A 22,213-nucleotide genomic window follows, 5' to 3' on the forward strand; every position below is an offset into this window, starting at 1 on the left:
CGATCACTCCTCCTTCTCTAGCCCAGTCTTCAAATTCAATGCTTCTTTTAGACGAGGGATCATTAAGCAAAGTGCTAAAATGATTGAAGAGAAAATCTTCAAGTAAGTCGTGTCTAAACCAGCTTTGATGATGAGCAAGATCAATAATTGATAAATAATACTACCCAAAACAATAGCAACTAGTCGTTCAATGAAGGTTACTTCGCCATACAATACCTCACCAATGATGATAGAAGCTAATCCGATAACGATCACGCCGACTCCTTTACCAATATCTGCATAACCGTCATTTTGTGCAATCAACGCACCGGATAGAGCAATGACACCATTTGACAAAGTCAGACCGATCACCTTCATACGATCAGTATTGATACCGATTGAGCGAGCCATGTTTTCGTTATCACCAGTAGCGATATAAGCCTGTCCAAAATCGGTGAAGAAGAAAAATAGTAATAACGCGATGATGATTAAAATTGCGATCAAGCCTAACAAGACGATATCAAAATGGTCTGGTAAGTTTAAACTTGTAAAGAAATCTTGAATTTTAGGCTGCTTAAGTAATGAAAGGTTAGGTGTTTGCATGATGAACAGCATCACCGAGTTCAGTCCCGACATGACTAGAATTCCAGCTAAAATGACCGGGATTTTTCCTTTTGTATAAAGCATGCCGGTAATAAAACCGGCGCACATTCCTGCAACAATTCCTAAAAGAGTTGCAAGAAACGGAGATACGCCATTAGTGATGGCAGTCACGCAGACTGCACCACCTAATGGGAACGAACCTTCTGTTGTCATATCCGGGAAATTTAAGATTCGGTACGTCATGAAAATTCCCAAACCTAAGATTCCCCATAAAAATCCTTGTCCTATCGCTGAAATTACCATCTGTCTACTCCCCTTTAACTACTTCTGCTTTCTCTTTAATTTTTTCTGGAATCGTGATACCTAATTCCTTAGCTTTGTCTTCATTAATAATCATATCACCATAATCAATTACATTAACTGGAGTGTCTGATGGGTTAGATTTACCGCTTAAAACATCAGCAGCCATTTTTCCAGTTTCAACTCCCAAATCAAATTGATTTTGTCCAACTGTAGCGATTCCGCCTTCTTTAGCCATGTTGTCAACAGAGACAAATACTGGTTTTTTCGCTTTATCTGATTCGTTGATTAGCGTTTGAAACGCGCTGGCAATTGTATTGTCTTGCGGAATGTAAAGGTAATCGGCTTCCTGACAAGCTTGTTGTGTAATTTGAGCGATATCATTACTTGAACTGATTGCATATTTTTTAACCGTTAAGCCATCTTTTGTCGCCCGTTTTTCCGCTCGTTCGATTTGTGATTTTGAATTTTCTTCTGAAGATGAATAAATCATTCCAACTGTTTTTGCATCAGGAAACAGCTCTTTAGCCATATCTAATTGCTGATCCACTGGAGTTAAGTTGTTAACACCAGTAACATTGCCCCCTGGCTTTTTCAGATCACTGACCAAGCCTGCACCAATTGGATCACTGATTGCTCCCATAATGATTGGTTTGTCGCTGGTCGCGTTTGCCAACGCTTTTGCCGCTGGGGTAGCGACCCCAACTAAAACATCTGAATCTTTTTCCAGTAGTTGTTGACTCATACTATTTAATTTACTTTGATCTCCCTGACCGTTTAAAAACTCAATCTTGATATTTTTACCTTCTTCATATCCTTCGTCCTTTAATCCTTGAATCACGCCGTCTTTGATTTGATCCAACGATGGATGGCTGATATATTGTAAAATTCCAACTGTTTTCATTTCTTCTTTTTCGGTTGAGGCTCCTGTCTGTCGTGACCCCATTTGATAAGCAAAAACTCCGATAAGTACAACTGCTAATGCGATGATTGATCCAATAATTCCTTTATTTTTCATTGTTTATTCCTCCGATTTTTTTGATTTTCCACTGATTTGATGAAAGCTAGCTCAGAACTAAGGAAATTATTTTTCTACAAATCAGAAAAATAATTCTATTTTCGTACGCATACGATTCCTCTAATCCTGCTAAAGCACGAAGAGGAACTCGCAAAAAAGACAACTACCCAAAATTTCACGGTAGTTGTCTTAAAAAAACAAAAACCGCATAGATGGTCTCTATGCGGGAATAAGCATGAAAAATATCCAGCATAGATACAAAATTTAGAAGTTGTCTAAACGTTGTATCTATGAGTGAATTCATAAATACAACTTATCTACGCCAGTTTTGCCAGCTATTCAATTGATTAGATAAGTTTGCATGTCTCATGAATGTCACTCCTCTTTTTTTATGTTGAAGTTAGTTTAGCGGAAAAAAAATCGGCTGTCAACTCTTTTTATTAAAAAAAACTCATTTATTTTATTCGAAATCTCATTTTAATTTTTAAGGTCCCACATTGGTAATCGGTTAAGTTCGGGAATAAACTCGTTGTTTAAATCCTTTAAACTTTCGACGACAAAGCGATTTTTTTCCTTCCCATTGTGAAAGAAAATGAATGTCACTTGCCGAGGATCGAGTTTATACTTTTTTGCGATCGTCTCACTATCGTAGACGACTGGATAATAATAGAATTTACGATTCAACATCATTTTTTGATTGGGGTCGTCAAGAATAGTCATTACATTCTTAAAAGATGTCCCATCTGGCTGACTGAACATGATGGAAATTGCTTTAGTATCTTGGATCTTTTTATCCACCATTTGATAATCAAGTGGAATCAAATGATCAGATTTTAAAGCATCAAAAACTAATTCATCTAATTGATCTTGGCGAATCGTTTTCTGAGCAAAGGCGGCAGATGTTGAAAATACTACTGCAAAAATTACTAAACTTGCGGCTATGATTAAGGATCGACGTTCATTTTCAGATACTATAATTATGAATTTACGCCAAAATATAATCATTTTCTCTTTTACTGATACTAAATATCGTTCCATGATAACGCCTCCCTACTTATCATTATATTATTTTTATCTTAAAAACGCTACCAGCAACAAGCATAATGATTTTTTTGCGTAAATCAAAAAAATTTCGTGTTCTATATTTGATTGTGAGCGTTTTATTTTAATGATATTATAATAATGACAACTTATTATGAGGAGGTTTTATGATGAGCAGCATTGAACATTTTTCGCACAAAGACATCAACAAGAAGAACCGTCTGTTTTCCAATATTCGCAGTGTAATCGAAACAGCGTTCTACGGAAATAACGTGACACGTATCCGGCATCTCACAGATGCTTATGCATTAGCGAAGTCCAGCCCTGGAACGATTACGACTGACCTTGATGTCGCCTACACCAGCCGATTACAGCTACCTACTGACGCCAAGGTTTTAGTAACTAATGATGGCAATATTGTAGGTCGAACAGCAGCAGCGCGCAGAATCATCGGTCAGCAGGGAATTGATGCGGACTTTTACAGTGAGCTTCTGCGAGAAGCAGTTTTTCAAGCACGTTCAAAAAAATTCTATTCCGGGGAAGTCATCGTAGGTTTAGATGAGGAATTCACCGTCAAATCACATTTGATGGTCCCTGCAGATTATAGTCCGAACCTCTATTCTTATTTATTGAATTTTCAAATTGGTGATGCAAAGCATCAGTTTTATCAGGAATCTGACGAGATTCATACTGGTGATATTTTTATTTTTGCGGATCCAGACTGGCACCACCCTGACTTCCCTGATGGCGTAGTTGTGATTGATCCGCTGCATAATTGTGCTGGTATATTGGGACTGCGTTATTTTGGCGAATTAAAAAAGGCGACTTTGACGTTAGCATGGGCAACAGCACATCGCAATGGTTTTATTGCTTGTCACGGTGGCATGAAACAATATTTGCTTGACAAGAAAAAATATACAATGGCTGCATTTGGTTTATCAGGCTCAGGCAAGTCCACTATTACTTTAGCTAAACCAAAAAATAAAGGAGAAGTTCATGTTCTTCATGATGATGCCTTTGTTATTTCAAAAGAAAAAGGATCGACTACCGCTCTTGAACCAGCTTATTTTGATAAGACACAGGACTATCCGATGTCTAGCGAACAAATCAAATATATTGTTACTGCGCAAAATGTCGGTGTCACCTTGGATGAGGAAAACAAAAAAGTACTAGTGACCGAAGATATCCGTAATGGTAATGGGCGCAGTATCAAGAGCCGCTATGCTACACCAAATCGAGTCGATCACATTGCCGAAAAGGTTGATGGTCTATTTTGGATTATGAAAGATGACAGCTTGCCGCCACTAATCAAGATTGAAGATCCATCACTTGCTGCTGTATTTGGTGCGACTCTTGCTACAAAACGTTCAACCGCAGAAAATGTGGTTGGTGAAACAGCTGATCAGTTAGTTATCGAACCATTTGCCAATCCGTTCCGATGTTATCCTTTGCAAGAAGACTATCAAGACTTCAAAGAATTGTTTGAGAAAATGAAAACTGACTGCTATATCTTAAATACTGGTGATTTTAAAGGAAGAAAAGTAACGCCAGATGAGACGCTCGGCAGTATTGAGAAAATCATTGACGGCTCTGCAGATTTCAAGCCTTTTGGTCCACTTTCAGGTATTAGTTATCTACCAGTAAAAAAACATGAACCAGACTTTAACAGCCACCACTACTTGATTCATTTAATGACTCGTTTAGAGACTCGACTAGCATTTGTTCAATCCCGTAAGACCTATCAAGGCGGTTATGATCGCCTGCCAAATGAGGCAGAACAAATGCTCCTATATCTATTAGATCAACTTCATAATTACAAGGAAACAATTACAGTCTAGGATTTTGCCAGTGACTTGCTTGGTCACTGGCGTTTTTTTGTTTATAATAGACCTACAATGAATAGAAATGAGGGATAAAAAATGTCCTTTGATGGAGTTTTTACCCATGCAATGGTACACGAATTGAAAGAACAACTCGTTACTGGAAGAATATCTAAGATCCACCAACCCTATGAAAATGAGGTTATACTAGTTATTCGCGCTCAAGGGAAAAATAGACGGTTACTACTCTCAGCGCATCCTAGTTATGCTCGAATCCAACTAACTGAAATTGCCTATACGAATCCTGATAATCCGCCTAATTTTGCGATGATGTTGCGGAAACATTTAGAAGGAGCAATTTTAGAGGATATTCATCAAGTCGAAAATGATCGTGTGGTTCACTTTACCTTCAGTAAGCGTGATGAATTAGGTGATTTGCAAAATATCGTTCTGATCGTTGAATTAATGGGACGTCACTCAACGATTATCCTGTTGAATAAGCAAACGGGAAAAATTTTGGATGCCATCAAACATATTGGGCATTCACAGAATACTTACCGCTCTATCTTGCCTGGCAGCGAATATATTGAACCGCCGAAGCAACAGCAGCTGAATCCGTTTCATGTGAATAAGGAGCAAGTGTTCCAGATTCTTTCAACTGCCGAAACGTTGGATGGACGATATTTGCAGCAAAATTTCCAAGGATTGGGTCGCGATACTGCAGAAGAACTGGTTTATCGCTTAAAGAAAAGACCTAATGAAAAAATGGTTGTTTGGGCTGATTTTTGGGATACCGTTCAATCCGAACTTATACCGACGTTGGGACTCAAAAATAACAAGGAATTTTTTGCGCCGCTGGACTTTGAAACCTTCGAAGAAAGTACCGCGTACAATAGCTTGAGCGCTTTACTTGATGGTTTTTATGGAGAAAAAGCAGAAAAGGATCGCGTAAAGCAATTAGGAAATGACTTGATTCGTAAAGTTGAAAATGAGATCAAGCGCAATCAAACCAAGTTAGCTAAACGCGAAAAAACTTTGAAAGATTCAGAGAATGCAGAAGATTTTCGTCGTGATGGTGAATTACTAACCACCTTCATGGCACAAGTGCCACGGGGAGCGGAAAGCATTGAATTGCAGAATTACTATGAGGACAATGCGCCAATAACGATCAAATTGAATCCCGCATTAACCCCTAATCAAAACGCACAGAAGTATTTCCAAAAATACCAAAAGCTGAAAAATGCGGTTAAATTGATTTACGATCAAATTGCTGAGGCTAAGGATGAAATTGCCTACCTCGAATCCGTCTTAGCTCAATTAGAAATCGCTGGACCAATGGATATTGAAGTTATCAAAGAAGAGCTGATTGCCAGCGGCTACTTAAAGAAGAAACGCAGCAAGAAAAATCGCAAGCAGGCACCTTCTAAGCCAGAACGCTTTGTTGCAAGTGATGGAACGGAAATCTTTGTTGGAAAAAATAATCTGCAAAATGATCAATTGACCTTGAAACAAGCGCGGAAAAGCGATATTTGGCTGCATGCCAAAAATATTCCGGGCTCGCACGTCATTGTAAAGAATGATACCCCTAGTGAAGAAACGTTGCTAGAAGCTGCTGAATTAGCGGCTTACTTCTCAAAATTCCGGCAATCGGCACAGGTCCCTGTTGATTATGTCGCAGTCAAACATGTTCATAAACCGAATGGTGCTAAGCCTGGATTTGTGATATATGAAAATCAAAAGACATTGTTCGTGACCCCAGAAGAATCAGTTGTTGAGCAATTACGAAAAAATGGAACAGCCTAATCTGGCTGCTCCATTTTTTTGTCCTAGCCTTGTGTCAATTTCGTACGAATTTTTACCCCTAATATATCTAAGAAGAAATTGAAAATTGGAATACCTACGATCAATCCCCATACACCTAGGAATTTTTCACTAACTAGTAAAATAACGAAAGTATAAAATATTGGCAGCTTTGTCCGACTCGACATAAACTTCGGATTCAAGATATAGGCCTCAATACAATGAACCACCACGATCAAAATCAATACGTAAATGACGGTCTGTATTCCCCCGGTTGAATAAGCAATCAGCGTTAACGGAATACAAGAAAAAATCACTCCAGCAACAGGGATTAAGCTTAAGAAGAAAATCATGATCGCTAATGTCGGTAATTGCGTAAAACCAATCAGCCCTAAACCAACTGTGGTAATCACTGTATTGACGATCGCAATCAGTAATTGTACTTCCACGACAACACCGAATGTTTCAACGAAGACTCTGGCAAAGTAAAACAAATCCTGGAAAAACCACGCATAATTACTACTCAGAAAATTCTTTGAAAACAGGATCGTTTTCTCCTTCTCTACCATGAAGAAAAAGCTCAATATAAACGAGACAATAAAAGCGATGGCTAGGCGACCAACATTTTGAAGTTGTTCCAAAATGATTCCAGCACCGCTTTCAACCTTATCTTGCCAGTTATGGTTCTTAAAATAACTAGAAATAAAGTTCGTTACCACGTCAGAATTGAATTCTTTATGTTGATAGAAATGAACGATTGAATTGTAGGTTGAAATGACTTGATCAATTAAAATAGTTGAATATCTTGAGATTAAAAGATACAAAAGCCACAATTCAAACAGATAAAGAATGGTCGCCAGTAAGAATGTCGGTGCTTTAATATAGCGTTGAACAAATTTGACGATTTTGACCGAGATCAACGTGAAAATGAACGTTAACAATATCGGTGTCATAAAATCCCTAACTAAAAATAAAATGAAGATAACCAGTGCTAAGACCGTGAATCTTCGTAAACGAAGATTGCCTACAAAGTTTTCGTACATACTAAACCCTCTTATTCATTTAAATGTGTTTCTTACATGTCGGACAGAACAATAGCAAATTTCTCAATCTGCAAACTATTTCCATCCAAACTAATAAAGTTGACGACATGCTAGTTTAAAAATCTACTGAAAATACTATACCATTAAACGTTATTTTGGGCTTCTAATATACTTATAAGAGGAAAATAGCATGAGGGAATTAAAAATAGACCAGTAACAATCCTGTTACTGGTCATTAATATGATGAATAAAACAACATCTTTTTCAATACAAGGTGGAGCAAAAAAAGCACCCGAAGATGCTTTTTAGTTAGTTCAACCAGTTCTCAGGATCTTTCCGCCATTTTTTTAACAGCTCAAGCTGTTCCTGATTGATGTAATTTTCTTGTAAGGCACTTTCAATCAAGGTTGAGTAGTTGGTTAAGGTAACCAAAGGTGTGTTAGCCTCTTCGAAATTCTTCTTGCCCTTAGTTAGCTCATAGGTGAAGATTGCTGCAACTCCTAAGACATCTGCGCCTTCGCGTTTTGCCGCAACAGCAGCTTCTAGCACACTGCCACCAGTAGAGATTAAGTCTTCAATCACAACCATCTTCTGTCCTTCAGTTATCCGGCCTTCGATTTGGTTGCCGCGACCGTGATCTTTGGCCTTACTGCGGATGTAAACCATTGGTAAATCTAGGATTTCTGCTACCCAAGCAGCATGCGGGATACCTGCCGTTGCTGTTCCTGCGATGACTTCAACATTGGGGAATTCTTCTTTAATTTTTGCGGCTAAGCCTTGCGCGATTGCACGGCGTACTTCTGGATAGCTCATCGTTACACGGTTATCACAGTAAATAGGTGATTTGAGTCCGCTTGCCCAAGTAAAAGGCTCGTCGGGGCTTAAAGAGACTGCTTCGATTGATAATAAGTCTTTAGCGATTTGTTCTGCGATCATTTATGCTTCACCGTTCCATTCTTTTTTGATTTGTAAATAACTTTCATAAGGATTTTCAGCTTGCGTGATGGGTCTTCCAACTACGATATAATTTGAGCCGATCTCACGGGCTTTAGCCGGTGTCATTACGCGTTTTTGGTCGCCGACACTGGCACCTTGCGGACGGATTCCCGGGGTTAAGCAGATAAAATTAACATTTGTTGCTTGATGGATTTTTTCTACTTCATGGGCCGAACAAACCACGCCCTCTAATCCAGCTTTTTCTGCACATTTTGCATAATGCAGCACGCTTTCTTGCAGACTGACCTCGATTAGCTGATCCTCATGCATTTGTTCTTCGCTGGTAGAGGTTAATTGTGTGACAGCGATTAATTCAGGAATTGTTTGATTCTCTTTTGTTCCTTCAGTCAACCCTTGCTTCGCTGCTTGCATCATTTCCACACCGCCGGCTGCGTGAACATTCGTGATTTTCACGCCCATCTTTGCAATCCCCCGCATTGCTTTTTGTACGGTATTAGGAATGTCGTGAAGCTTCAAATCAAGGAAAATGTCATGTCCTTGACTACGTAAAAAATTAACGATTGCTGGTCCTTCTTGATAAAAAAGTTCCATCCCGATCTTCACGAATAGTTTTTCACTGATGGGAAAATGGGTTAAAAAGGTTTCAATTTCCTGTTTTGAAGCGAAGTCAAAAGCAATAATTGGTCGATTTTCCATTAGATCCCTCCTCTAATCTCTTGTCTTAGCTGCTCCAAAGATTCGATCCCAAGCTCTGCCATGCGAATCGGCAGCTCGTCGATTAGTTTTGGACAAATATATGGATCGGTAAAGTTGGCAGTTCCAACTGCTACGGCACTTGCTCCAGCCATAAACATTTCTAAGACATCATCAACGGTTTGCACACCGCCCATGCCGATAATCGGCAGTTCGCTAACGGCAGCCACCTGGTTGATCAGCCGGATTGCGACTGGTTTGATGGCTGGACCGGATAAGCCGCCGGTTCTATTGGCTAAGATTGGTTGGCGCGTTTTTAAATCGATCCGCATGCCAAGTAAGGTATTGATCATAGTGAAACCATCCGCTCCACCTTTTTCAATGGCTTTAGCGATCGGTACAATATCGGTCACGTTGGGACTTAATTTGACGTAGACGGGAACAGTGGCAACTTCTTTAACTGCCTTCGTTAATCGATAAGCAACCTCTGGATCGGTCCCAAAAGCGATTCCGCCGTGTTTTACATTTGGGCATGAAATATTTAATTCGATGGCTTTGACGTTTGGTGCGTCACCGATTTTAGCGCAAACTTCAACATAGTCTTCTTCGCAAGCACCTGCCACATTGGCAATGATGGGCAGTTCTTGATACTTTTCTAAACTTGGTAGGATCTCTTCTAGCACGACGTCCATGCCGGGATTTTGCAGACCAATCGCGTTTAGCATCCCGCTTGGTGTTTCGGCTACGCGCGGAGTTGCATTTCCAAAGCGTTCTTTTGGTGTAGTCGCCTTGATCATGATGGCGCCCAATTGATTCAAATCATAGTAATCCGCATACTCCTTACCAAATCCGAAGCATCCGCTTGCCGGCATAATCGGATTTTTCAGATCTAATCCGGGTAACTTCACTGCAATACTCATTAAAAGATGACCTCCCCTGCTTGGAAAACGGGCCCGTCTTCACATACTTTGACACTCTTGTTTTCATCCTCAGGTACATGACAGACGCATGCATAGCAGGCGCCCATCCCGCAAGCCATGCGGGATTCTAATGAAAGCTGCACATTGGCGACTTCGCTGTATAATTGTTCGACTGTTTTTAAAAGACCGTTATTGCCGCAAGCAAAGACCGCGTCTGGTTGGCGTTCTTCTGCCAACAATAAATTACCGACATTGCCTTGGATACCGAACGTTCCATCATCGGTTGAAAATTGCGTCTCACCTAATGCTTGGAATTCATCCGCATAATAAACCACTTCCTGTGTCCCAAATCCTAAGAAATGGATGACCTTTACCCCTTTTGCCTTAAGTTCTTTTGAAAGCTGGTATAAAGGGGGAACTCCGATCCCGCCACCCACGATAAAGGCAGTGTCTCCGGCATTCAAGCTGTCGATCTCAAAGCCATGGCCCAGAGGTCCCATCACATCCAGCTGTTCGCCAGCGGACATTTCAGAAAAATAGCTGGTCCCATCACCTTCGACACGATAAATGATCGTGCAGGTGCCTGCGGATTGATCGTATTGATTAATACTAATGGGACGGCGCAATAATAAATCACTTCTTGGTACGCGAATATGCAAGAACTGCCCAGGCATCGTCATTTCTTTGACTAATTCTCCGGTTAAAACCAGCTCATAGATTCTCGGTGCTAACTCTTGTTGACGAACAATCGTCATCATTTCCTGCTTCATAACGGCCTCCCTATAAATCGCCAGAGTGAAGCATGCTCCACTCTGGATGAATTAAATTTCTTGGATTGAAAATGCACGTGATTCCATGACTCTTAAGATGGCATCCGCTGTGTCTAAGGATGTGAACAATGGCACACCGTGCTCAACTGCTTCGCGGCGAATGATAAAGCCGTCTTCGGATGAGTTTTGGCGATTTTTATCGGTCGTATTGATGACCACTTGTGCTTTGCCCGTGCGAATCAACTCAATCACATTGTGATCATCTGATTCAGAGATTTTTGCGATTCGTTCCGCACTCAAGCCGTTTTCTTCTAAGAAATTGGCTGTTCCTTCTGTCGCAACTAAACTGTAGCCGACAGCCTTGAAGCGTTTTGCCAAATCTAGCGCTTCATCCTTGTTTTCATCAGCTACCGTGAATAGGACTGCGCCGAAATCTGGTAAATGCAAGCCAGACGCTGCGAAGGCTTTATATAGAGCTTTTGCCAAATTACGATCAGTTCCCATGACTTCACCCGTCGATTTCATTTCAGGCCCTAAGTAAGTATCGACCTTTTGCAGCTTCGTGAAGCTGAAGACCGGTGCCTTGACGTGAACCATGTCGCTTTCAGGATAAAGGCCATCTTCATAGCCAAGCTCCTTCAAGCTTTGGCCCAAGATTGCTTTTGTTGCGATCTGCGCCATCGGGATATTCGTGATTTTACTCAAGAATGGCACTGTACGACTCGCACGAGGATTGACTTCGATGACAAAGACTTCATCGTTATGGATGACAAACTGAATGTTCATCATGCCGATGCAGTTCATGCCTAATGCTAACCGGCGTGTGTAATCTTCAATCGTTGCCTTCAACTCATCGGAGAAGGTTTGTGGCGGATAGACCGCCATTGAGTCACCTGAGTGTACCCCTGCGCGTTCGATATGTTCCATTATTCCTGGAATCAAGACGGTTTCACCGTCACAGATGGCATCTACTTCACACTCTTTACCAACCAAATAGCTGTCCACTAAAACAGGATGTTCTGGAGAGGCTTTAACCGCGTGGGCCATATAGTCTTCCAAATCGGATTGGTTTTCAACGATTTCCATCGCCCGTCCGCCTAAGACATAGCTTGGACGAACCAAGACTGGATAACCGATTCTTTCAGCGATCTTAACTGCTTCCTCCGCGCTCGTTGCTGTATCACCTGGCGGTTGCGGAATGGATAGACTTTTCAGCACTTGTTCGAACTGATCACGGTCTTCCGCGCGGTCTAAGTCTTCGATGGTTGTTCCTAAAATTTTAACCCCGTTATTAACTAAAGGTTCAGCTAAATTAATCGCGGTTTGTCCACCGAATTGGACGATCACGCCAATCGGTTGTTCTAACTCAATTACGTTCATCACATCTTCAAGGGTTAACGGCTCGAAATAGAGCTTGTCTGAGATGGAGAAATCAGTCGAAACAGTTTCTGGATTGCTGTTCATAATGATCGCTTCATAACCAGCTGCTTGAATGGCTTTTACCGAGTGAACGGTCGCATAGTCAAACTCCACTCCCTGTCCGATCCGGATCGGACCTGAACCAAGAACCAAGACAGATTCTTTATCAGAACGAACACTTTCATTTTCAAATTCGTAGGTGCTGTAAAAATATGGCGTTTGGGATTCAAATTCTGCCGCACAGGTATCTACCATCTTGTAGACTGGAACAATTTTTTCGGCAGTCCGGAATTCCCGCACTTCATTGGCTGTCATGTCCCAAAGCTGTGCGATCTTCACATCCGCAAAACCATTCTGTTTGGCTTTCTTCAATAGCTCAACATCTTTTTTGTTTTGGGCCAAAGCTGTTTCTAGTTCAACAATATGAAGTAGCTTATCTAGGAAGAAAAGATCGACTTTGGTTAGCTCATTGATTTCCTCGATCGAATAGCCGCGACGAATCGCTTCAGTTAGATAGAATAAGCGATCATCTTGTGCCTTGACCATTTTTTCAGTTAATTCATCATCGGTAACTTCGCTTAGTTCTGGTAATTCCGCATGATAGGTTCCGATTTCTAATGAACGCACGGCCTTTAATAATGATTCTTCGATGTTCCGGCCGATCGCCATGACTTCACCAGTGGCTTTCATTTGTGTGCCTAAGACACGTTCGCCGCTTTCGAATTTATCAAAGGGCCAACGCGGAATTTTGGCAACGACATAGTCTAGAGCCGGTTCAAATTCTGCATACGTCGTTTCTGTTACTGGATTTTTCATTTCATCCAGCGTCAATCCTACCGCGATTTTTGCTGCCAGCTTCGCAATTGGATAACCCGTTGCTTTACTTGCTAGAGCGGATGAGCGAGAAACTCGCGGATTTACTTCGATTACATAGTAGTTGAAGCTATGTGGGTCAAGGGCCAGCTGTACATTACAGCCGCCTTCGATTTTCAAGGCGCGGATGATCGATAATGACGCATCCCGCAGCATTTGATATTCGTAGTCAGATAATGTTTGGCTTGGTGCGAAGACGATCGAATCGCCGGTATGAATACCAACAGGGTCAAAGTTTTCCATGTTACAAACCACGATCGCATTGTCCGCTGAATCTCGCATCACTTCATATTCAATTTCCTTGAAGCCGGCGATTGATTTTTCAATCAAACACTGCGTCGCTGGTGAAAGCTTCAAGCCGTTTTCAGCGACAGTCCGAAGCTCTTCTTCGTTGTCACACATCCCGCCGCCGGTTCCACCAAGTGTAAAGGCTGGACGAACGATGATCGGATAACCGATGGTATTGGCAAAGGCAACCGCTTCTTCAACAGTATTCACGATTTCAGATTCAGGAATTGGTTGGTTCAACTCTTCCATCAATTGCTTAAACAAGTCGCGGTCCTCTGCTTGATCGATCGCTGATAATTTTGTTCCCAGCAATTCAATTTTTAACTCATCTAAAATGCCTGAATCTGCTAATTCCATTGCCATGTTCAAGCCAGTTTGCCCGCCTAATGTTGGCAGGATCGCATCTGGCAATTCTTTTCGCAGGATACGAGAAACAAATTCGAGCGTGATTGGTTCGATATAAACACTGTCCGCGATTTCTTTGTCGGTCATGATTGTTGCTGGGTTTGAATTCACCAGAACAACTTCATAGCCTTCTTCTTTTAACGCTAAGCAAGCTTGTGTGCCGGCGTAATCAAATTCCGCGGCTTGTCCGATCACGATAGGTCCAGAACCGATCACCATGATCTTTTTAATATCTGTACGTTTTGGCATTTATGCTTGCTCCTTCCATGCATCCATCATTTCCATAAACTCATCAAATAAATGAACCCCGTCATGTGGTCCCGGCGCAGCATCAGGATGATACTGAACACTGAAGGCTGGGTAATTTCGATGACGAACACCTTCAACCGTGCCGTCATTGACTTCTACGTGGGTCACCATTAATATTTCTGGATCAATTGTTTTTTCATCCACTGCAAATCCATGATTTTGTGAAGTAAAATCGATGCGACCTGTAGCGATTTCCCGCACCGGATGATTCAATCCACGGTGTCCAAATTTCATTTTATAAGTATCCGCTCCGTTAGCTAATGAGAACAGCTGGTGTCCAAGACAAATCCCGAAAATCGGCACTTTTCCTTGAATCTGCTGAACCATTTCGATTGCTTCTGGCACATCTTTCGGATCTCCAGGGCCATTGGTCAGCATCACGCCATCTGGACAAAGGTCTAAAATCGTTTGAGCATCTGTGTTATAAGGCATTACAGTCAAATTACATTCTCGACGTGACAATTCGCGCAGAATACTGTGTTTTAAGCCGAAGTCGATCACGACCACATTGCGGCCTACGCCTGGGCTTGGGTAAGGCGTAACTGTCGAAACTTGTGCAACCTGATTCGTTGGTAAGACTGTTGCTTTTAGTTGGTCAAACGAATGTTCAAACTGATCGGCTGGATCAACAATGCTGCCTTTCATGGTTCCAACGCTGCGTAATTTTTTTGTTAATGCGCGAGTGTCAATTCCGGAAATCCCTGGAATCCCTTTACGCTTCAAAAATTCATCTAGCGTCATTTGGTTGCGCCAGTTGCTAGCTAAACGGGCATGTTCTTTTACGATCACGCCTTTACAGGTGGGCGCGATGGATTCATAATCATCGCGGTTCACGCCATAATTTCCGACCATTGGATAGGTGAAGGTAATGATTTGTCCATTGAAGCTTTGGTCCGTAATCGTTTCTTGATAACCGGTCATACTTGTGGTGAAAACCACTTCGCCGACCACATTTGCTTCAGCGCCGAAGCCTTCCCCTTCAAATACTGTGCCATCTTCTAATATTAAAAGTCTTTTCAACGTCTTAGTCCTCCTTGTTGTATACCAACTGACCGTCCACGAAGGTCATCAGTGTCGCACCCTTGACTGGCCAATCAGTGAAAGGCGTGTTCACTCCTAATGAAGCAAATTTTTTGTCATCGATTTTTTCTTCGTGACTCAGGTCAAATACCGCGATGTCCGCTGGCTGACCAATGTTTAAGGTTCCCACTGTCATTCCGAAAATTTCTGCTGGCTTGACTGCCATCCAATCAATCACTTGTTCTAAAGTAAAGCGTCCTGTTTCAACAAAGTGTGTATAGATTAATTGGAAGGCCGTTTCGCTGCCAACGATTCCGAATGGTGATTTCAAGAAGCTTTGATTCTTCTCTTCAAAGCCGTGAGGCGCATGGTCGGTTGCGATGCAATCGATCGTACCGTCAAGCAGACCTTCGATCAAGGCTTCGCGATCCTCAACCCCGCGTAACGGGGGATTCATTTTCCAGTAGCCGTGATCCTCTGGAATATTTTCATCGACTAAGATCAAGTGATGCGGAGAAACCTCTGCGGTTACGTGCACACCGGCTTTCTTCGCGTCGCGGATAACACGCACGCTTTCTTTAGTAGAAACGTGGCAAACATGGTAGTGAACTCCGGTTTCTTCTGCTAAGATCAAGTCTCTAGCGATTTGCGAAGATTCAGTCGCGCTTAAAATCCCTGGTAAATCAAGCTTTTCACTGATTTTTCCGTGATGCATCACGCCGCCGAATAATAAGGATTCATCTTCGGTGTGAGCGACTAGCGCCATATTATTTTCCGCGGCTTCCTTCATCGCTAAGTACATGGTTCCAGCTGTTTGTACCCCTACTCCATCGTTCGTGAAGGCGAAGGCGCCGGCGGCTTTCAAGCCTTTTTGATCGGTTAAGGTTTCGCTGCGAAGCTCTTCTGTAATCGGTGCGTATTGATGGACTTTTACGACTGCATCCTTATCAATGATCGCTTTTACGTCGTTGAATTTTTCGACGGTGTCAGGGACTGGATCAAGATTCGGCATCGCGCAGACTGTTGTGTAGCCGCCGCGAGCTGCCGCTTTTGAGCCATCCTTGATGGTTTCTTTATAGGTAAAACCTGGTTCTCGTAAATGAACATGAACATCAACTAAACCTGGTGTGACTAATTGATTGTTTGCATCGTACTCTTGATCAAACGAAATGTCCGAAAAATCTTTGCCGATACCGACGATAATCCCGTCTTCCAGCCAAAGGTCACATGCCATTGTTTGATTGTCTTTTGTTACGATCTTTCCATTTTTAATTAATGTTTTCATATTATCTGCCCCTTTACGCTTTTCCGTTAAGTACTGCTTCTAAAATAGCCATCCGAATATAGACACCATTGGTCATTTGTGGAACGATTCGTGACTGTAAACTTTCAACTAAACTGTCTGCAATTTCGACATCACGGTTCACAGGTGCCGGATGCATGATGATCGCTTTTTCTTTCAATTGCTTGCCGCGTTCGATCGTTAATCCGTATTTTTGATGGTACTCTTCTTTCGAAAAGCTTTCCTGTCCATCATGCCGTTCGTGCTGTACTCTTAAGAGCATCATGACATCCACCTCAGGTACAAGTTCATCCAATGAGCGATAAGTCCCATAGACATCAAAGCTTGCGTCGTACCATTCTTCCGGTCCAGAAAAGAATACTTCTGCACCTAGACGTTTCAGCATTTGCATATTAGATTTTGCGACGCGCGAATGGGTAATATCCCCTGCAATCGCGACCTTCAACCCGGCAAAGCGGCCAAATTCTTGATAAATCGTCATTAGGTCAAGCAAACATTGCGTTGGATGCTGCCCGCTTCCGTCCCCGCCGTTGACGATCGAGCATTGAATCGTTTTGCTTTGAATTAATTCATCGTAGTAATTTTCATCTCCGTGACGAATCACCGCGACGTCAACACCTAGTGCCGACATTGTTAACACAGTATCGTACAATGTCTCGCCCTTTTGAACCGAGCTGGTTTTGGCGTCAAAATCAATCACATCAAGTCCGAGTTTTTTCTCAGCGACTTCAAAACTTTTATGGGTCCGGGTACTGTTTTCAAAGAAAAGATTAGAGACAAAATATTGGTCCTTATGGGGTGTCCATCGCGCACCTTGTTTGAACTGCTGCGCTCGGCGAATCAGTCCCATTACCTCTTGATCGGTTAAAGCTTCGACGGTCAATAAATGTTTCAGACTGATCTCTTCAGACTGGATGATCATGAAATTTCCTCCTTTAATTCCTAGATAAAGTGATTATTTCTCGCTACGTGCCTGTTCCGGCAAGATTAAGTTCAAGATAATTCCTAAAACTGTGGCTAACGCCATGGCAGATAAGGTGAAGGTCCCCGCTTCAAAGACCAAACCGCCAATACCGATGACAAGGATGGTCGAAGCAATCAATAGATTCTTTTTCTTATCAAAGTCAATTTTGTTTTCAATTAAGATTTTCAATCCGCTGGCTGCGATGACTCCGAACAAGATGAAGCTGATACCTGAGATCACCGGCCCCGGGATACTTAAGATCAAGGCACTGAGTTTGCCGACAAATCCTAGTAAGACTGCGAAGACTGCTGCACCGCCGATAACGAACACGCTGTGTACGCGAGTGATTGCAAGGACACCGATGTTTTCGCCATAACTGGTTACTGGCGGTCCGCCAACTAAACCTGCGACGATTTGCGCTAATCCATCGCCCATCAAGGTACGATCCAAACCAGGATCTTCGAAGAAGTTACGTTTTGTTAGCTTGTTCAAGACCATCAAGTGACCAATATGCTCAGTCATAGTGACAAAAGCGATGGGGGCCATCGTGGTAATCGCATTGACGTACAGTTTTGGCTGGTAAGTAGCAAATGGTACGCTGAAAGCGGGCATTGCCAACCATTTGGCGTCGATGATCGGTTGATAATCGATGATGCCGAAGATCATTGCCGTCACATAGCCGCCAACAATTCCTAACAGGATTGGGATCAAGCCCAAAAATCCAGTGAAGAACATGTTGAAGAAAATCGTTAAAGCTAAAGTAATCAAAGCGACTAATACATATTTGAAGCTGTATTCACCATTGTTATACATCGCATTTTGAGCGGCGTTGCTGGCTAAACCTAAGCCGATAACCATGACAACTGGTCCAACGACGATTGGCGGAAGGATTTTATCCAACCAGCCAGATCCGATTTTTTTAATAATGAAGGAAACGATCAGGTAAACCAAGCTGCAGGTCAAAGCACCTTGGGCGACTGCTGGATAGCCGTCACTCTTCATCAATAATTTCATCGCTGCGATAAAAGCGAAGCTGCTGCCTAAGTAGGCAGGGATTTTGCCTTTGGTTACAGTTAGGTAGACCAGTGTTCCTAGCCCTGAACTAACCAGTGCAATACTCGGATTGATTCCAACTAAGATCGGTACCAATACAGTCGCGCCAAACATGGTGAACAAATGTTGAATACTTAAGCCTACCCAGTGTCCTGCACTTGGGCGGTCGTGGATATCTAAAACAACGTCATCATTATGAAACTCTTGCATGAAACTTCCTCTTTCTAGTATCTAAACAGTTGTCTAATTAGTCTTCTTTTTGAATTAAGATGCGATCTTGTCCGTCATTTTCTTCCATTTCAACGACGATCTCTTCCGTTAATGCTGTTGGAATATTTTTTCCAACATAATCCGCGCGGATTGGTAATTCACGATGACCGCGGTCAACTAGAACGGCTAATGAGATACGGTTTGGACGTCCTAAGTCAATGACAGCATCTAGCGCTGCGCGAATCGTTCTGCCGGTGAACAATACATCGTCAACCAAGATCACTTCCTTGCCCTCGATTGAGAAAGGAATGTCTGAAGAATGCAATTCTGGTTCAGCTTCTGCTACATCCACATCATCTCGATACAACGTGATATCTAGTTCTCCAACTGGTACATCGATGTGCTCCAGTTGTTTTAAACGTTCAGCAATTCGTTGGGCAATAAAAATCCCGCGGGTTTTGATCCCAATCAAGACGATATCTTGAACTCCTTTATTTCGTTCGATGATCTCATAAGTGATTCGAGTCAATGCCCGTTTCATTGTTACCTCATCTACAACTTCTTTTTTATGCATCCTGTCTCCTCCTTAAATTTTCCAATAAAAAAACTCCTACCCGTATTTAGGTAGGAGGAATGTTATCGACTTCGTCAAAATGATAGTGTTCACCTAGGCGCACCCAGTCCAAATCACTATCTACTTCCTTCTTAGCCTCACGGGACTACTCTTAAAGGATTACTATTTAGTTATTTATTTCTTACTACAGACACTATACTATTCCTTATTTAAGAAATCAATCTTTTTCTTTTAACTGCTTCAAAGTTTTTTTGAAAATTTCTGGCAGCGGTGCTTCAAAGACCATCATCTCGCCGGTTGTCGGATGTTCAAAGCCTAATAATTTCGCATGTAAAAATTGCCCATTGCCCTTCAAGGTTTTCTTTGGTCCGTATAAAGGATCGCCGGCAACCGGGTAACCGATATATTGCATGTGGACTCTGATCTGGTGCGTCCGCCCCGTTTCTAACTGTAACTCGATCAATGTGAAGCCTTCAAAACGGTTCAAAACTTCGAAATGTGTCACAGCCGGTTTGCCGTCTTCAATCACAGCTTGCATCTTACGATTAACCTTCGAACGACCGATCGGAGCCTCGATGCGACCTTTTTCATGAGGAATCTCGCCATGAACCAGCGCTACATATTTTCTTAGCGATGTCTTGTCCTTAAGCTGTTTTGCCAACGCTTCATGGGCGCGATCATTTTTCGCCACCATCAATAAACCAGAAGTATCCTTATCAATCCGATGGACGATTCCTGGACGAACCACATCATTAATCGTTGAAAGGTTTTTGATTTGATACAATAATCCATTTACTAGCGTACCATTGGGATGACCAGCTGAAGGATGGACTACCATGCCTTGAGGTTTATTTACAATAACCACATCATCATCTTCATAAACGATCTCCAAATCAAGATTTTCCGGCACAAGATCTAATTCCTCTGGTTCAGGAATCTCGATCAGAACTTTATCGCCTGCGTTCACCTTGTAATTCGCTTTAACAACTTTACTATCAATCGAAACATGCTGCTCCTTGATCCACTGTTGAATCTGTGAACGGGAAAAATCAGCCAATCGGTCATTTAAGACTTTGTCGATCCGACCAGTTTCTTCCTTAATAATTACTTCAATTTGATTATCCATTTTTCTTGTCTCTCTCATCTAATAGAATATAAATAAAAATCATGATGACACCAACGACTAAAGCCATGTCAGCGATATTAAAAATCGGAAAGTTGATAAAATCCAAGCGGAACATATCCACGACATAACCTAAGCGGAAACGATCAATAAAATTACCGATCGCACCAGCCAAAAAGAAGCTTAAGCCTAGAGTCAACCACTTACTCTCATGTAAATGTTTGACTAAATAGTAAAGCACCGCAACGACAGCTACTATGGTAATGATAATAAAGAAAATCTGCTGGCCTTCAAATAAACTGAACGCACCGCCCGTATTGCGGATATGTGTTAATGACAAAACATTTGGAATGATCGATTGGCTATCACCAAAATTATACTGATTGACGATCCACCATTTGAACCATTGATCGAGCGCAATAATTCCTGCGCTTAATAATAAATAAATGACTAACAAGCTTATTGCTCCCCTTCTTGATTATAAATATCCCGTGGACGAATGATACCCAGCAGATTGCCATCCGAATTTCCATCTTTGGTAATCAAAATCGCTTCTAAAATGGCTTCTGTTTGAAACATTTTTTCTACCTCAGACACTTTCGTATCAGCAGAAACAAATTTGAAATTCGCACGTTTGCCATTTGCCAGTAATAAATCCTCAGCTACCCGTCCCTTAAGACTGACCGAACCAGACAAACTGGCCTGCGCAAAATAAAATCCGATGGTTCTCAAAGTAATCAAGCCCATGAATTTCCCGGAGTCATAGACCGGGAACTGCGAAAACCGTTTTTCCGTGATAATTTTCATGATTTCTACCAATGGCAGACTTCGCTCAAATCCAGTGACCTTTTTGCCAAACCTTGGTAACACCTTTTCCGGACGCAGCAAGCTCTCTTCAATTTGTTTAATTCGTTTGACTGCCCACTCATTTGGCTCAGCAATAACAAAATCATCCGCTACCTGATCATGCACAATCGCATTACGTAATTGTGCTAATTGCAATAAATCATTCTCACTTCCACCAATGATATTGTCGCGTCGTTTAGACAGACGACGAACCGCTTCGCTAAAACTCATATTCGCGGGATTGCCCAATTGGCGTTTTAGTTCTTTTTCAATCCGATTAAAGGTACTTAAAAAAATATCTGCCCGTTCTCCCATTCGGCTGCTCCTTATTCCTTACTATTGAACTCATTTTTTAAATTCAATGAACTAGATTTTTAAACAATTTCTAAAAAAACTATTTTCGATTCTAAGTCAGATAAAATCCGATAGCTCCAGTATAAGTGAAAAAAAGCGTGATGAAAAGTCTCAGGTATGAGGAAAAATAAGAAGTGAACATTTGGGGGAGTGTTTGAGGATTCAAGGTAAAGGGAAATTACTTGGCTCGTTGACTATTATGCAAATAGTTAAAAAAACTACGCAAAATCAGCCTCGCAAAATCCCCCCGCTAGTTCAACCGGTTTAAAAATTTTACTTTTTTTAGCACAGCAATGATCAGGGTATCATTGCTGATTTTCGCTATATACCAACGTTGAATTTCTGATTAAAGTAAACAGAATGCTTCTATAAAGAAAGAAGTGCTATTAAGTACTGATTTTTTCTTTGGTTTCAAAAAGATCAAGTAGCTTTTCATTCTCTCAATCAGCATAAATCAATTGTTTTCGGTTATCAATCAATTTTCAAATAACCATAAAAGTCGAATATGTGTTAAAAAATTTTTTTCTT

General features: G+C 41.7%; 19 protein-coding genes. 2 read left to right on the top strand and 17 right to left on the bottom strand.

What is annotated here, in order from left to right; all coding sequences use genetic code 11:
* Positions 1-3: 3 nt before the first annotated feature.
* The 3 genes from AC4J95_RS09385 to AC4J95_RS09395 form a co-directional block, all read right to left on the bottom strand.
* Complete coding sequence (locus AC4J95_RS09385) at positions 4-885, bottom strand: ABC transporter permease (RefSeq protein WP_494549655.1); 882 nt, start codon at positions 883-885, stop codon at positions 4-6.
* A gap of 4 nt (positions 886-889) precedes the next feature.
* A complete protein-coding gene (trpX, locus tag AC4J95_RS09390) occupies positions 890-1,900 on the bottom strand; it encodes a tryptophan ABC transporter substrate-binding protein (protein WP_494549656.1) in 1,011 nt (336 codons plus the stop codon).
* A gap of 477 nt (positions 1,901-2,377) precedes the next feature.
* The gene (locus AC4J95_RS09395; RefSeq protein ID WP_316403611.1) at positions 2,378-2,938 is read right to left on the bottom strand and encodes a homeobox domain-containing protein; all 561 of its coding nucleotides are present in this window, start codon (positions 2,936-2,938) and stop codon (positions 2,378-2,380) included.
* A 173-nt stretch (positions 2,939-3,111) separates the two neighbouring features.
* Here AC4J95_RS09395 and AC4J95_RS09400 point away from each other — a divergent pair, with 173 nt between their 5' ends.
* Positions 3,112-4,779, top strand: a complete 1,668-nt coding sequence (locus tag AC4J95_RS09400) for a phosphoenolpyruvate carboxykinase (ATP) (protein WP_494549657.1) — start codon at positions 3,112-3,114, stop codon at positions 4,777-4,779.
* A gap of 81 nt (positions 4,780-4,860) precedes the next feature.
* Positions 4,861-6,564 (top strand): fibronectin-binding protein EfbA, encoded by a 1,704-nt coding sequence (gene efbA / locus AC4J95_RS09405; RefSeq protein WP_494549658.1) that lies wholly within the window; start codon positions 4,861-4,863, stop codon positions 6,562-6,564.
* A gap of 23 nt (positions 6,565-6,587) precedes the next feature.
* Here efbA and AC4J95_RS09410 read toward each other — a convergent pair whose 3' ends face one another.
* The 14 genes from AC4J95_RS09410 to AC4J95_RS09475 all read right to left on the bottom strand — a co-directional run bounded on the left by AC4J95_RS09410 (position 6,588) and on the right by AC4J95_RS09475 (position 21,646).
* Positions 6,588-7,604: an AI-2E family transporter gene (locus AC4J95_RS09410; RefSeq protein WP_494549659.1), complete on the bottom strand. Its 1,017-nt coding sequence runs from the start codon at positions 7,602-7,604 to the stop codon at positions 6,588-6,590.
* A 309-nt stretch (positions 7,605-7,913) separates the two neighbouring features.
* Positions 7,914-8,540 (bottom strand): orotate phosphoribosyltransferase, encoded by a 627-nt coding sequence (pyrE, locus tag AC4J95_RS09415; RefSeq protein ID WP_494549660.1) that lies wholly within the window; start codon positions 8,538-8,540, stop codon positions 7,914-7,916.
* Positions 8,541-9,257: an orotidine-5'-phosphate decarboxylase gene (pyrF, locus tag AC4J95_RS09420; protein WP_494549661.1), complete on the bottom strand. Its 717-nt coding sequence runs from the start codon at positions 9,255-9,257 to the stop codon at positions 8,541-8,543. It abuts the gene before it with no gap.
* Positions 9,257-10,174, bottom strand: coding sequence for a dihydroorotate dehydrogenase (locus tag AC4J95_RS09425; protein WP_494549662.1), 918 nt, complete (start codon positions 10,172-10,174; stop codon positions 9,257-9,259). Before AC4J95_RS09425 ends, pyrF begins: the two co-directional genes overlap by 1 nt.
* On the bottom strand, positions 10,174-10,962 hold the full coding sequence (locus AC4J95_RS09430; protein WP_494549670.1) for a dihydroorotate dehydrogenase electron transfer subunit: 789 nt from the start codon (positions 10,960-10,962) through the stop codon (positions 10,174-10,176). The genes AC4J95_RS09425 and AC4J95_RS09430 overlap by 1 nt, the downstream gene beginning before the upstream one ends.
* A 33-nt stretch (positions 10,963-10,995) precedes the next feature.
* Positions 10,996-14,178 (bottom strand): carbamoyl-phosphate synthase large subunit, encoded by a 3,183-nt coding sequence (carB, locus tag AC4J95_RS09435; RefSeq protein WP_494549663.1) that lies wholly within the window; start codon positions 14,176-14,178, stop codon positions 10,996-10,998.
* On the bottom strand, positions 14,179-15,258 hold the full coding sequence (locus AC4J95_RS09440; RefSeq protein ID WP_494549664.1) for a carbamoyl phosphate synthase small subunit: 1,080 nt from the start codon (positions 15,256-15,258) through the stop codon (positions 14,179-14,181).
* A 4-nt stretch (positions 15,259-15,262) separates the two neighbouring features.
* Positions 15,263-16,543, bottom strand: coding sequence for a dihydroorotase (gene pyrC, locus AC4J95_RS09445; RefSeq protein WP_494549665.1), 1,281 nt, complete (start codon positions 16,541-16,543; stop codon positions 15,263-15,265).
* Between the two features lie 13 nt (positions 16,544-16,556).
* On the bottom strand, positions 16,557-17,483 hold the full coding sequence (locus AC4J95_RS09450) for an aspartate carbamoyltransferase catalytic subunit (RefSeq protein WP_494549666.1): 927 nt from the start codon (positions 17,481-17,483) through the stop codon (positions 16,557-16,559).
* 33 nt (positions 17,484-17,516) lie between these two features.
* Positions 17,517-18,788 carry a solute carrier family 23 protein gene (locus tag AC4J95_RS09455; protein ID WP_494549667.1) on the bottom strand — a complete coding sequence of 424 codons (1,272 nt, stop codon included), beginning with the start codon at positions 18,786-18,788 and terminating at the stop codon, positions 17,517-17,519.
* Positions 18,789-18,825: 37 nt separating this feature from the next.
* Positions 18,826-19,362, bottom strand: coding sequence for a bifunctional pyr operon transcriptional regulator/uracil phosphoribosyltransferase PyrR (gene pyrR / locus AC4J95_RS09460; RefSeq protein ID WP_316404019.1), 537 nt, complete (start codon positions 19,360-19,362; stop codon positions 18,826-18,828).
* Between the two features lie 217 nt (positions 19,363-19,579).
* Positions 19,580-20,488, bottom strand: a complete 909-nt coding sequence (locus AC4J95_RS09465) for an RluA family pseudouridine synthase (protein WP_494549668.1) — start codon at positions 20,486-20,488, stop codon at positions 19,580-19,582.
* The gene (gene lspA, locus AC4J95_RS09470; protein WP_438787310.1) at positions 20,481-20,942 is read right to left on the bottom strand and encodes a signal peptidase II; all 462 of its coding nucleotides are present in this window, start codon (positions 20,940-20,942) and stop codon (positions 20,481-20,483) included. The genes AC4J95_RS09465 and lspA overlap by 8 nt, the downstream gene beginning before the upstream one ends.
* 2 nt (positions 20,943-20,944) lie before the next feature.
* On the bottom strand, positions 20,945-21,646 hold the full coding sequence (locus tag AC4J95_RS09475; RefSeq protein ID WP_494549669.1) for a CBS domain-containing protein: 702 nt from the start codon (positions 21,644-21,646) through the stop codon (positions 20,945-20,947).
* Between the last annotated feature and the right edge of the window lie 567 nt (positions 21,647-22,213).

It is taken from the genome of Enterococcus sp. GPZ-007 (assembly GCF_059374735.1).